11 protein-coding genes and 1 pseudogene are annotated in these 13,168 nt (G+C 64.5%); 5 read left to right on the plus strand and 7 right to left on the minus strand.

The window, feature by feature from the left end; translation table 11 throughout:
• From RT567_RS07315 to RT567_RS07330, 4 genes are all read right to left on the minus strand, one after another.
• On the minus strand, positions 1-242 hold a 242-nt coding region (locus RT567_RS07315; RefSeq protein ID WP_313575412.1), incomplete at its 3' end, for a sigma factor.
• A 97-nt stretch (positions 243-339) separates the two neighbouring features.
• The gene (locus RT567_RS07320; protein ID WP_313575413.1) at positions 340-984 is read right to left on the minus strand and encodes a glutathione S-transferase family protein; all 645 of its coding nucleotides are present in this window, start codon (positions 982-984) and stop codon (positions 340-342) included.
• Positions 985-1,059: 75 nt separating this feature from the next.
• Entirely contained in the window at positions 1,060-1,902 is an 843-nt protein-coding gene (locus tag RT567_RS07325) for an alpha/beta hydrolase (protein WP_313575415.1), read from the minus strand.
• Positions 1,903-1,976: 74 nt separating this feature from the next.
• Positions 1,977-3,053 carry an alkene reductase gene (locus tag RT567_RS07330; protein ID WP_313575417.1) on the minus strand — a complete coding sequence of 359 codons (1,077 nt, stop codon included), beginning with the start codon at positions 3,051-3,053 and terminating at the stop codon, positions 1,977-1,979.
• A gap of 133 nt (positions 3,054-3,186) precedes the next feature.
• On the opposite strand from RT567_RS07330, the gene RT567_RS07335 reads away from it, so the two are divergent.
• Complete coding sequence (locus RT567_RS07335; RefSeq protein WP_313575418.1) at positions 3,187-4,077, plus strand: LysR substrate-binding domain-containing protein; 891 nt, start codon at positions 3,187-3,189, stop codon at positions 4,075-4,077.
• Between the two features lie 8 nt (positions 4,078-4,085).
• Here RT567_RS07335 and RT567_RS07340 read toward each other — a convergent pair whose 3' ends face one another.
• On the minus strand, positions 4,086-5,885 hold the full coding sequence (locus tag RT567_RS07340) for a metallophosphoesterase (RefSeq protein WP_313575420.1): 1,800 nt from the start codon (positions 5,883-5,885) through the stop codon (positions 4,086-4,088).
• Positions 5,886-6,037: 152 nt separating this feature from the next.
• On the opposite strand from RT567_RS07340, the gene RT567_RS07345 reads away from it, so the two are divergent.
• From RT567_RS07345 to RT567_RS07355, 3 genes are all read left to right on the plus strand, one after another.
• On the plus strand, positions 6,038-6,568 hold the full coding sequence (locus RT567_RS07345; protein WP_313575422.1) for a phosphonate degradation HD-domain oxygenase: 531 nt from the start codon (positions 6,038-6,040) through the stop codon (positions 6,566-6,568).
• A 203-nt stretch (positions 6,569-6,771) separates the two neighbouring features.
• Positions 6,772-9,609 (plus strand): TonB-dependent receptor, encoded by a 2,838-nt coding sequence (locus RT567_RS07350; protein ID WP_313575424.1) that lies wholly within the window; start codon positions 6,772-6,774, stop codon positions 9,607-9,609.
• A 138-nt stretch (positions 9,610-9,747) separates the two neighbouring features.
• Complete coding sequence (locus RT567_RS07355; protein WP_312160399.1) at positions 9,748-10,515, plus strand: UTRA domain-containing protein; 768 nt, start codon at positions 9,748-9,750, stop codon at positions 10,513-10,515.
• 10 nt (positions 10,516-10,525) lie between these two features.
• On the opposite strand, the gene RT567_RS07360 is transcribed toward RT567_RS07355, so the two are convergent.
• Together RT567_RS07360 and RT567_RS07365 are read right to left on the minus strand one after the other, a co-directional pair.
• Positions 10,526-11,842, minus strand: a complete 1,317-nt coding sequence (locus RT567_RS07360) for a DUF5690 family protein (protein ID WP_313575426.1) — start codon at positions 11,840-11,842, stop codon at positions 10,526-10,528.
• A 236-nt stretch (positions 11,843-12,078) separates the two neighbouring features.
• Complete coding sequence (locus RT567_RS07365) at positions 12,079-12,831, minus strand: hypothetical protein (protein WP_313575428.1); 753 nt, start codon at positions 12,829-12,831, stop codon at positions 12,079-12,081.
• A 131-nt stretch (positions 12,832-12,962) separates the two neighbouring features.
• On the opposite strand from RT567_RS07365, the pseudogene RT567_RS07370 reads away from it, so the two are divergent.
• A pseudogene (locus RT567_RS07370) lies at positions 12,963-13,168 on the plus strand (TIGR00730 family Rossman fold protein); the annotation flags it as partial.

The raw sequence follows: 13,168 nt of genomic DNA on the forward strand, positions 1-13,168 counted from the left end.
TATTCGACGCCGATCACACCGCTAACGGGGTCCCTTTTCCACGCCGATCCACAGTCAAACCTGGCCAGACTGCGCCACAGCTGAAGGTGGATTTCCTGCAGCAGATCCTGTCGCTCGGCCGCGTTGGCCTCGTAGCCGGAGACAAGGCGGCTCAACGCGGGTCCGAACTGGCCCGCAGCCCGCTGATAGCGTTCGTCAGCGCCTTCATAGGTACCAGGCGGCGAGGTGTCGATGAGGTTCATGACTCCATAGTCGAAGGGGCCCGCGTTTTCTTACGAAAGAGCGGGGCGCTTCCTGTTAACGCCGCTCAAACTCTACGATATCTAACCAGTTGCTCGGCTAATCCCCGACCGTTGCGGCATGCTCCGCCGCCAGCGCGGCGTCAGCAGTTGTGATCCGCTGGAATGCGGGCCGAGAGGTAATCTGCTCGGCATAGCGCACGAAAACGTCCCTCTTGGGTACGATGCCAAACATCATGGTCCAACTGAGCGCGACGCCCCACAGGATGTCCGCAGCCGTCATGCGTTCACCGAAGAGGTAAGGCCCTTTCGACAGTTGCGCCTCAAGAGCGCCAAGCATGGTGCCGTAGTCTGCATAAGGCGATTGCGTGACCGGAGCCGGTTCACGCTGCATGAACCGATCGATCAGCGCCGGCTCGAACGATGAACCATAGTAGGCGATCCAGCGGAGGTAAGGTCCACGCAGCGGATCGTTCAATCCAGGCGCCAGGCCAGCTTCGCGAAACAGATCGGCGAGATAGATGGTGATCGCCACCTGCTCCGTCACAAGCGCGTCGCCATGACGGATCGCCGGCACCTTGCCCAGTGGATTGATGGCTAGATAGGCGGGTTCGCGCTGCTCCCCGACCTTCGCATTGAGAACGTGAAGGTCATAGGGCGCACTCAGCTCCTCCAACAGCACACGCGCGCCGGTCGCCCGGCTTTGCGGCGAATAATAGAGGGTCACCCGGTTCGAATCTGACATGGCGCTTTTCCATCTGGCTACTGTCGATGGAGGATGTCTTAGCGCCCCATACTGACACCTTTTGTCAGCTATGGTTCAGCCCTTCAGACCAGCCGCCTCGCTCTCGCCCAGGAACGTCAGCAGGTCGGCGAGAACTTTTCGCCGCTCATCGACTACGATGAAATGGTCGGCGTCCGGGTACTCGATGTAGCGCGCGCCAGGGATCGCGGCCGCTGCGGCGCGTCCCGTAATCTGCGGCGGCGCGCTCTGATCCTGCGCTCCATGAAGGATCAGCGTCGGGCGGGTGAAGGCGGCCATGTCCGCCCGGAAGTCCGTTCCCGACCAGGCGCGCGCCGTGGCCTCGGTCGCGCGCTTTGACGCTTGAAAGGCCATGGACAGATACCAGGCCTTCATGCTTGCGTTGACCGTCGGATCAGCACCAGCCCGAAACACCGTCTGCACATAGCCGGCCAGGAAACCGATGCGGTCGTCGGACAAGGCCTGCGCCAGACCGTCGAAGACCTCGCGCGGCGTCCCGTTCGGATTGTTCGGCCTCTGGAGCAGGCATGGCGTCACCCCGGCCAGCAGCGCTACGCGGTCGATCCGCGCATCGCCGTGACGCGATAGATAACGAGCGACCTCGCCCGCCCCCATCGAGAAGCCCGCCAGGGCGCAGTTCTTCAGATCGAGGCGCCGGATCAGGGTATCGAGATCATCCGCCAAACGGTCATAGTCATAACCTCCGTCAGCGTGGTCAGACCGGCCGAAGCCTCGACGGTCATAGGCGATGACGCGATAGCCGGCGTCAGCCAGGGCGCCGGCCTGATATTCCCACATTCGGGAATCCAGCGGCCAGCCATGGATCAGGACGACGGGCGGGCCGTGTCCCCAATCCGTGTAGTGCAGCGAGACGTCATCATCCGTCGTGACGAAGGGCATGGGATCATTCCTGCGAGTGAGCAACAGGTCGTAGCGACCTCGGATGCGCTTGGACCTTCAAGAGCGCGCAGCCCTCAGGCGGCGGCGCTCGCTTCATTGAGCCTGGGGTAGTCGGTGTAGCCTTGCGCACCAAGGCCGTAGAAGGTCTCGGGATCGGGCGCATTAAGCGCTGCGCCGTGCTTGAAACGATCGATGAAGTCCGGGTTGGCTAGCGCCCAGCGCCCAACCGGCGCCATATCGGCCAGACCGGCTTCTACATCCGACGCGGCGTCTTCAAGCGGCCGATTGATCCGCGTGACCAATAGCGCCTTGGGCCAGGCCTCGCGGATACGCCTCAGCAGGTCGTCGTCTCCCCCGTGGGCGATGTGCAGATAGGCCAGATCGAGTTTGGCCAGTTCGCCCACCAGATACAGATAGAAGGCGGCGACGTCCTGCCCTTCGTCGATGTCGCCCTGATGCGATCCCGGCGACAAACGTATGCCCACGCGGTCCGGTCCGATCGCCTGGGCGATGGCAGACGCGACCTCCACCCCAAAGCGGGCGCGGTTCTCAATGGAGCCGCCGTAGCGGTCCGTGCGGACATTGGTGTTGGGCGAGAAGAACTGCTGCAGCAGATACCCGTTGGCGCCGTGAATCTCGACCCCGTCGGCGCCGGCCTCGATGCTGCACAGCGCGGCGTGACGGAAGTCGGCGATCGTGGTCTTGATGTCGTCGGGCGACAGGGCGCGCGGCGTCGGCGCATCCTTCAAGCCGTCGAAGGTGAACACGCTTGCCTGGGCGGCGATCGCAGACGGCGCGACCGGATCGCGGTGATGAGGCGTATTGTCGGGATGCGACATCCGACCGGCATGCATCAACTGGATGAACAGTCGCCCGCCGCCCGCATGCACGGATGAGACGATGCGACGCCAGCCGACGACATGATCGTCCGTGTAAACGCCCGGCGTGTTGGGAAAGCCTTGCCCGTCCGCTGAAGGTTGCGTCCCCTCGCTGATCAGCAGACCCAGAGACGCCCTCTGACCATAGTATTCCGCCGCCAGAGGTCCAGGAGTCCCGTCCGCCGCGGCGCGGCTTCGTGTCAGCGGCGCCATCGCGAAACGATGGTTCAACGTCATGCGCCCGATCTTTATGGGATCCCAAATACTCGGCATCGGCCGGCTCCTTCATCCAGCGCGTCTTCCGGCCAAATGACCTGCGCGCCCTTGTCCGAGCCAAGATGGAGCGTTCCATTTTCAAATCTAAGAGATCATTATCAATACAACCCGTCTCAAAAGTGAACCGGTTATGGACCTCTCAGCGCTCTCCTCGTTCAACCTCATCGCCCTGCACGGCAGCTTGGGGAAAGCCAGCCGCATGAGCGGGCGCTCCAAGGCCACCTTGTCGCGACACGTCATGGCGCTGGAGGCCAGTCTGGGAGTTCGTCTGATCGACCGCAGCGCCCGCGGCGTCCGGTTGACGGACGAGGGCTCCGCCCTGTTTCACCGCACCGATGATCTGCTGGATGAGATCAAGGCCATAGGCGAAAGCCTGTCTTCTGGCGCGCCCCGCCCGCGTGGACGGCTGCGCGTGAGCGCGCCCGTGCTGTTCGCCCACACCTCCCTGGGCGCCCTGGCCGCTGATTTCTCCAAGGCCTATCCCGAGGTCATCCTCGAAGTGACGGCCGAAGACCGCAAGGTCGATCTGGTCGAGGAGGGCTTCGACCTGGCCATCCGGGTCAACCCTGCCCCGGACGACGGCCTGGTCGGGCGGTGTTTCGCCCGCGACGACATGCTGCTCGTAGCGTGCCCGACCGTGTTCGACAGGGTGGAGAATGAGGCCGCAAACAGCCACCTGCCCACTGTGGCCATGACCACCAGTTTCGACAGCGGGCCCTGGACCATCCTGGCGCCCGGCGGCGATCGGTCCATGACGCCCGACGTCAAGCTCAGGCTGTCATCCCTCATCATGATCCAGGACGCCGTCCGCGCCGGGATCGGCGCCGCCGTCCTGCCTCGCTACATGGTCCATGCCGACGTGGAGGAAGGGCGCCTCATGAGTTGGGGCGCGGTCACCGAACGTCCGATCGAGCTCTGGGCGCTCCACCCCTCCCGGCGCTTCGTCAGCCCCAAGGTGAGCGCCTTCATGACCTTCCTCGCGGACGCCTTCCCGGATCGACGCCTCACCCGACCAGACTGAAACGCGGACTATTTCGTCAGGCTGAAGCGGTCACGCGAGCGGCCTTCGATATCGATCATCTCGACCTCGATCCGATCTCCTGCCCCGCGCAGCATGACATAGTGGTGCGTCCGGGCGGTCTTGGCGCTAAAGGCCGGCTTGTTCGGCGCGAAGTCTTCCAGATTGCCGCCCATGCCGCCGACCTGGACATAGGTGACGCCGTTCTCGAGATCGACCGCGCCCTGCGTCATCGGCCAGGTGCGCTCATAGGCGTGCAGGTGGCCGTAAATGACCAGATCCACGCCATGGCGCTCGAAGATCGAGGTGAACTCGCGCTGCATCGTCTCGCTGCCATAGGTTGAGCGGGCGGCCCAGCTGTCGCCGTGATCGTCTTCATCGCTGGTGAAGACGTCATGGTGGTGCATGGCGATCTTCCAGCGGGCAGTGGAGCGAGCCAAGGCCTGCTCCAGCCAGGCGGCCTGGCGTGCCCGGAAGCCGGGCTGTCGCTCCTCGCTGTCCTCCAGATTGCTGTCGAGGACGAAGAACTCGACGTCACCGTAGCGGTGGCTGAAATAGGCTTCGTCTCCTGGCTGACGATGGTAGCGGCGGAACCAGTGCTGCTCGCCCTCGCCGTTGCCGGGGGCGGTGATGACCGGCAGGCGCCCGAACAGACCGCCCATGCCCAGGAAATACTCGTGCGTCCATTGATAGCGGCGCTCGATGTCGCCGCCGTCAGTCAGGTCGCCAGCCAGCAACAGCAGATTCGGACGCTCCTCCCAGATCAACTGACTCATGCGGTTATTGATGTGAGGGCGCGCCTCGGTATCGGCCGAGACGGCGATGACGAAGGGCGCGCCGGGCAGCGGCGCCGAACGGAACGACAACAAACCGGAGTCCAGCGTCCGCCCATCCTCGGTCGAGGCCGTGACGCGATAGAAATAGGGCGTGTCGGCCTTCAGGCCGTCCAGCGTCGCGCCGCCCAGACGGCCCTCGTCGGCGGCGGGAACCTCGATGCGACGCATCTGAGCCTCCGTCTCGCCCCAGGCGACGGTGAAGTGGGCTGGACGATCTGTCTCCCACGATAGTTGGATGTCCTGCGTCGTCGGGGCGTTCAGATAAGGCGGCTGGGTGAAGTGGAAGGTCTCCGCGTTCAGGCGGCCCTGATCGACCAGGGCGGCGCGGGCTGCGAAGGCGGCCTCGACCTCTGCGGCGCTGAGGGCGCGGTCGTGCACGGTTGCGCCGCGCACCAGGTCCGGCAGGGACATATAGGGCTCGGCCCCCAGATAGGCCGTCAGCGCCAATGAGCTCTCCGAGACGCCGGTCATGCGCGCCGACATCGATCCAGCGAGGGCGCCGTTGACGTAAAGGCGCCAGGTATCGCCCTGACGTACCCCCACGACGTGACGCCAGACGTCTTTGTAGTCGGGGGCGTCGACCATGGCCGCGCCCGCCGGGCCGAACGAAGCCTGGCCGTCGCGATAAGACAGCAGCCAGGGCGCCGCGCCGCTCGCGCCGTCCGGCGTCAGGACAGCCGCGACCGGGTGATTCACATGGTCCAGAATCCACATCTCGACGGTGAAATCGCGTCTGGAATCAAAAGCCGTTTCCAGGGTTCGGCGCTCCGTCGGCGCCATGTCGTTGAACCGCATGGTGGTCGCGGACGGGGTCAGGTTCGCTGTCGGCGACGGCGTGTCCGTACGCTGCGGCCCGGCGCCGCGCGGCAATTCATAGCGCGGCGTGAAGTCCCAGGCCTGGCCCTGCATCGCCTGAACGCCAGTCGGGATCAGGCAGGCCGAAGCTAGCAGGGCGGCGATGAGCGTGCGGTTCATGACAATCTGTCCGTGGTCTTGCTGGAGACGATTTTGTGGTATAGACCAATAAGGGCTCGCCATGACTGTTTAATGACTGGCCGGGCGCAGAAACACTCCACAACAACTGATCAGCCGTTTGCGACCTCTGGTCGACGGCGAGGGCTACGCCTGTGAAGCAGATTACCGACCTCTTCGACCGCCATGGCGAAAGCCGCTACGGCGAGCACGTCAATCAGCGCGAACATATGCTGCAATGCGCCAAGCTGGCGGAAGACGCCGGCGACACTCCGGCCATGATCGCAGCAGCCCTGCTGCATGACGTGGGGCAGTTCCTTGAAGGCGCGGGCGATGCGGCCGAGGATCACGGCTATGACGCCGCTCACGAAAAGCTGGGCGAAGCCTTTCTATCTCAATGGTTTCCTGAAGCGGTGACGGCTCCGATCGCCTTGCACGTCGCCGCCAAACGGTATCTGTGCGCCATTGAGCCGGGCTATCTTGAGGGCCTGAGCGGCGCATCGGCGCTGAGCCTGAGTCTTCAGGGCGGCCCGTTCGACAGGGCGGAATGCGCTGCCTTTGAGGCGCACCCGTTTTTCAAGGAGGCCCTTCGCCTGCGTCGCTACGACGACCTAGGCAAGCAGCCCGGCGTGATTACGCCTGATGTCTCGCATTATATCGTCATCATCCAGGCGGCGCTGAAATAGCAACGCGCATAAATCCGAGATCGGATAACAATACTCATATATGCAAACATTCTAACCGTGAATGTTTTGTGTAGATCAAAGCAACTGGTTTACACCAGTTTGGCTTGAGGCTACCCCGCCCTCGTCCGCCGATGCGGACGGGGGACGGCCCGAGCAGCGCCCTCCCCCAGCCAAGATTTCTGGACTCTGGGTGGGGATCACCAATGTCGTTTCATTCCGCCGCCGTTGCACCACGCACGGCGAACCGCGTCGCGGGCGTCAGCGCCCTGGCCTTGGCCTGGGCCGTTTCGGGCGCAGCCATCGCCGCCTCTTCCGAAGAAGATCAAGCCCAGCCGACCGTCGTCGGCGAAGTCGTGGTGACCGGTCAGCGTCTGGGCACCGCCAACGCCATCTCGGCCCAACGTCGCGCCGACGGCGTGGTCAACGTTCTGTCGGCCGATGACATGGGCAAGCTGCCTGACGCCAACGTCGCCGACGCCCTGGCTCGCCTGCCGGGGGTCAACGTCATCGTCAACCAGACGACGGGCGAAGGCGAGTACGTCACCGTCCGGGGCTTCGCCGGCACCTTCAACGCCTATTCGATCAACGGCGTGCGCGTGGCCCTGACCGACACCGACAGCCGCAAGATGTCGATGACGGTGCTGCCGCCCAACGGCCTGCAGGCGATCTCGGTGTCCAAGACGCTGACGCCCGACATGGACGGCGACGCCATCGGCGGCTCGATCGACTTCCGCACGCCCAACGCCTTCGATTTCAACGCCCCGGTGGCGCGCCTGTTCGCCAGCTACGGCTTCAACGACCGCGCCAAGGATCAGGGCGAATCCTCGGACAACTACCTGCTGCAGGCCGACTTCGGCCGCCGTCTGACGGACGAGCGTTTCGGCGTCTTCGCCTCGGTCAACTACGGCCGATCGAACGGCGTCACCGAAGAGACCGAGAACGACGGCGAGTGGGAACCCTACATCTGGCGCAAGAACGCGGAAGAGGCGATCGACGAACGCTCCATGTACCTGCCGGGCATTGACCTGGACTACCGCCGCAACGAACAGGAGCGTTATGGCGGCAACGTCTCCTTCGACTATCGCGGAGCCGATCACGACCTCTATCTGCGCGGCCAGTACAACCGCTTCGAGCGCGCCTCGACCAATGACTGGACCGACTATCGCAGCCGCCCGACCACGCGCCTGGCCCAGGTGAACGACGAAGACCGCAGCTTGTCGGCGCCGGAAAAGATGATCATCGGCCAGGATGCAAATCTGGGCGCCATCTACGGCTATACGACGGGCCAGATCGTCGACGCCGATGGCGACGGCCGCATCACCGATGCGGACCGGACCCGCAAATCCTACTGGTCCCTGCACGGCCGCTCGGGCGTGTGGGATCCGCAAGCGTTCCAGTTCTCGCGCAACATGGACATTTCCGACGAGAACCAGACCCTGGCCACCGTCAACCTGGGCGGCGTCAGCCGGCTGAACGCGCTCGAGCTGAGCTATGACCTGAGCTACAGCTTCGGCGAACGCGAAAACCCCGACAACTACTCCATCGGCTACAACTGCGACGCCTGCGCCGCGCCTTTGGATGAAACTGGCCTGCTGTGGTCGTCCTACGATGGACGCTTCCCCATGCCGCAACTGCCCGCCTTCGCCGCCCATGTTGAGCGCGACCCGTCGCTGCTGCCGCTGGACGGCGCAGGCCACAGCCGTTCGCGCCAGAAGGACGACCGCCTCGCCTTCAAGGTCGACGCTCGCTACCAGGTCGATCGCGGCCCGCTGGAACAGGTCCGCATCGGCGCCAAATACCTGAAATCCGAACGTGAGTACGACAGCACCCCGATCTGGGACGGCGACTTCGCCGGTACGCCGCTGGACGGCCAGTCCATGGCTGCCTCCGGCCTGATCGAACGCGAGGTCGATCGCATCCTGGGCGGCCGATACTACTATGGCGCTATCTTCAACCGCGAACGGGTGATCGCCGCCATCCGCGCGGCCGAGGCCGCCACCCCGTCCTCCATGTCCTATGAACGCCTGAGCCAGGACGACAAACAGGGCCAGGAAACCATCTACGCCGCCTATGCCCTGGCGCAGCTGCGCTGGGGCGACCTGCAGGTCATCGCGGGCGGGCGGTATGAACAGACCGACGTCAAGAACACCTTCTGGTCGGACGACGGCGACGCCAGCGGATTCGATACCAGCGACGCAGACTACGGCGTCTTTCTGCCCAGCGTGACGGCGACCTATCGTCCGAACGAGCAGTGGGTCTATCGCGCCGCCCTGTGGACCAGCTTCTCGCGGCCCGAGTACGGCTACATCTCGGGCGGGCAATCGGTGACGCGCGATCCGGTGACGAACGAGATCCTGGCCATCAGCCGCGGCAATCCGGATCTGAAGCCGGCGGAAGCGCTGAATTTGGACCTGTCGGCCGAGTTCTATCCCGACCGCAGCAGCGTCCTGTCGGCCGGCGTCTTCTACAAGAAGATCGACAACTTCATCTTCACCAACGGCAGCCAGGTTGACGCCACCACGACCGAGGGCTTCATCGAAATCACCCAACCCAAGAACGGCGATACCGCCGAGATCGCCGGGGTCGAGTTCAACTTCATCAAGAGCTTCGACGGTCTGGCCGCGCCGCTGGACGGCTTCGGCTTCGAGGGCAATCTGACCTTGCAGACCAGCGAGGGCGAGACGGGGCTGGACTACCGCAAGGGCCGTCCGATCTCCTTCGTCGGCGCACCGGACCTGATGTACAACGCCTCGCTGACCTATCAGAAGTACGGATTTGAGGCGCGCCTGTCCTACAACTATCAGGGCGAGTACATCGAGGATCTGCGCGACAACGCCGTCGACAAATGGGTGCAACCGACCAAGACGCTCGACTTCCACTCGCGCTATCACGTCAATGAACAGCTGGCGGTCGATTTCGACGTCCAGAACATTCTGGACGGCCACCGCTACTATACGACCAAGGGTGAAAGCCCCAGCTACATGAAGGACTACATGGAGCCGGGCCGGACCTTCCTGTTCCGCATGAGCTACAGCTACTGAGGCCATCGGCAGTCCGATGTCCTGGCGGCGGCGATCCGAAAGGGTCGCCGCCGTTTTCATTGCGGGCGGCGCAAAGGATCGACGCCGGGACGCGAAGACGCGATAAGGCGTCAACGCCTTCTCAGCCGACGAGCTTTCATGTCCGCCGCCCCTGCGCCTGCCTGGTGGAATTCACCGACCGAAACGCCTGCCGGTGATCGGGGCCGCTATCTGGTGGCCCGCGACCATATCGCCCGCCAGATCCACAGCGGCGCGCTGAAGCCTGGCGCCAAGCTGCCGTCGGAACGCCAGCTTCAGGATGGACTGGGCGTCGCACGCGGCACGATCCGCGAAGCCCTGTTCCAGTTGGAGTCCGAGGGGATGATCTTCCGCCGCGACCGCAGCGGCTGGTATGTCTCGCCTGAGCCCGTAACCTATGATCCGACCCGTTGGGCGGGCTTCATGACCTATGTCGCCGAGCAGGGCCGCCAGCCCGCGACCGAGACCCTGTCGACCGCCTCGGTCGAGGCGCAGGACGGGGTCGCCAAAGCCATGGGTCTGCCGCTAGGCGCGCCGGTGCACCTGATCCGGCGTCGGCGTCTGATCGACGGGCGGCCGGTGCTGGTCGAGCGCATCTATGTCGAGGCGGAACGGGCGCCGGATCTGCTGGCGCACGACCTGGACGGCTCGCTGACCCAGATCTTGAAGAGCCGCTATCGGCTGGCGGTGACGCGCAACCGGGTCGAGATGCAGCCTTGCGCCCTGATTCAGGAAGAGGCCGAGGCTCTGGGCGTAAAGTCAGGCACGCCGGGCCTTCTGGTCATCCGCGCCAGCTTCGACGCGGCCGGGCGTATCGTCGAATACGACCACGAATACTGGCGCCATGACGCCCTGCGCGTGAAGGTCGATCTGGACGTCACGCCCTGACTTCAGGTGGTCAGGAGGCCGCCGCGTCCGGCGCGGCCTGTATCGTCTGAGCCTGATGCTTTCGTCCCAGCTTCCGACCGAAATAGAGCGCCGACGCCAGGGTCAGAACCAGACTGGCTGCGGCTGAGGCGTAGGCCGCGCCGATGAAAAACTGCAGCCAATCCAGCTGCGGCGCCGCGAAGCTGCGATAGAGCAGCAGAACGACACTGCCGATATAGCCTGACGCATCGGCCACATAGATCAGGAAACCCGCCGTCCCGATCCGGCGCGTGGCGGCCAGCATCCGATCGAACAGCATGGCGTTGAAGGGGGTGTAAGCCATGTAGAGGCCCGCGCCGCTCAGGATCATCCATGTCAGCGCCGACACCAGCTCCGCCTGGAAGGCGAGGGTCGACAGGCCGATCAAGGCCGCACCCGCGATCACCACGCCATGCATGACCATCAGCGCGCGCCGGTTGTCGCGGATCAGGATCAGACTGCCCAGCACGATCAGGACGATGACCGCCACCGGCAGCTCGCTGGCGGCGAAGACCCCTGCCGCATCGCCATATCCGACCGCCTCCCAAACCTCGGCCGAGAAGTTGTCGCGGAAATCCCGGAAGGCGGTGAAAAGCACATAGGCGGCGATTAGCGGGGCCAGACCTAGGCCGTAATCGGCCAGGAAACGCCGCCGCTCATCCTTGTTCATCGGCGCGCGACGCACACGTTCGCGCTCATCGTCTGCGCTGGGGCCGGGCAATTGCGCCAATCCCCACACCGAGATCAGCAACAGCGGCATGAACACCGCGCCCGCCGCCGCCGGCATCCACAGGTCGCTGACGCCCGCTTGCAGCAGCATCTTGCCGACCGCCTTCACCACGCCCGACGACAGGATGAAGCTGGCGCACAGCACGGCGCCCAACACGTCAGAGACCCGCCGCCCTTCCATATAGGCGAACACCAGTCCCCAGATCAGGCCCAAGGGCAGACCGTTGAAGAACAGGGCCGCCACATTCCACGGCGCCGGGATCAGGGCGAACGCCACTAACGCCAGCCATGAAGCGCCGATCAGCATCAGGATGGCGCGGCCGCGTCCCTGACCGTCCGCCTCGGCGATCACCTTGACGCCGATCCACTTGGACAGGGCGTAGCCGATGACCTGCGCGATCACCAAAGCGACCTTGTAGTCCAGCACGAAGGCCCAGCCCTCTACCCCCTCAAACGTCGCCGCCGAGAACGGCTTGCGGAAGGCGTACATGGAGAAGTAGGCGCAAAACCCCGCCAGGCCCGCGAAGATCGAGAAACCGATCGGACCCGCATTCTTCAACTTTTGCGTCAGCGATTTCACGTCCGGCCCAATCTTCTCGTATGAAAGATTGGTCTAGACCAAATTTACTGCAACTCGGTGACAGCGCCATCCCGACTGTCCGTCTCGCTTCGCAACGACGCGCAAGAAAAAAGCCCGACGCAGTGAGCATCGGGCTGAAAGTCGTTTGGTGATGGTGGGTGTCCTCAAAAAAAGAAGACCCTCCCTTGATCAACTGGTTTGGTTAACGCGGCATTAACGACGATCGTCCCTGGAATTCAGACGCCTGGATCGGGAAACCAAGTCGTCTGACGCGCCGCGCCTGATAGCTGGCGTGTGACCCGCCATCCCTCTCCGGCCCGCTCTGCCCGGTCAGCGGGCGCACCAGGGCCTGGATAACGGAAGATGCGCCCATCCACCTCAATATCGCCTGCTCGATCACCCACAACGGGAACGACAACGCCCCAACGGCCATGCGAGTCCGCCACTGCCTGAGCCGTGCCTCCTCCGGCCCGGACCGCGATTTTTCGGCCAGGATCGGCCCTGCCGGAAGCGATCAGACCTCGCCCATCGCCGTCCAGGGCGTCCAGACTCGGACCCGGCGTCAGGCGCAGGCTGGCGCCGCCGTCCGTCAGCAAGGAGGCCAGACGCCCGCCTTCACCAACCACCAGCAGACGTTGCGGTCCCGGCGTCGTCGCCTGACCGATCTGGATTTCAGGCGTCAGAATTTGCCCGACCGCCGCCGGACCGACACGCAGTTCAAATCGCCCTCGCGCATCCGCAGCAGCGGCCACAACCGAGCCGTCCGTTCCACTGAGGATCACGCGCGCGCCTGGCGCGGATTCTCCTCGCACCAGGACGCCTCCAGACGCCTGTGAAAGGACGCTGATGATGCGCGGCGTCGCCATCCAGTCGCCGTCCTGCACTTCGGCCGCATCGGCTTCCGCATCGCTCCTGGGGGCGCCGCACGCCGAAAGCGCCAGCGCCAGCGCCAGGCTCAAACTCAGTCGCAGGCCGATCCTTCGTTCCATCCTGTCCCGCATCGCTATAAGGCTGTGTGTCCAGATAGACGGCTCCGTTCGCTTGGCCCAGCCCCTTCGGCGCGGCCCGCATGACGCTCCCCGCCTGTCTTCACTTGCCGCCCGAGGTCACCAAAGATTCCATGTCCCTGCCCTCCGTCAACATCGCCCCGTTCGAGGGCCAATCCGTCTGCCTGTTCTGCGGCTCTTCTGACGGAACCGACCCGCGCTACATCCAGGCGGCCGCGGCGTTCGGCAAGGCTGTGGCCGAGGCAGGGTGGCGCTTCGTCTATGGCGGCGGCGGCGTGGGCCTGATGGGCGCCTCGGCCCGCGCAGCCCATGAGGCAGG

The organism is Brevundimonas sp. (assembly GCF_032107865.1).
In the GTDB taxonomy this organism is placed as follows: Bacteria; Pseudomonadota; Alphaproteobacteria; order Caulobacterales; family Caulobacteraceae; genus Brevundimonas.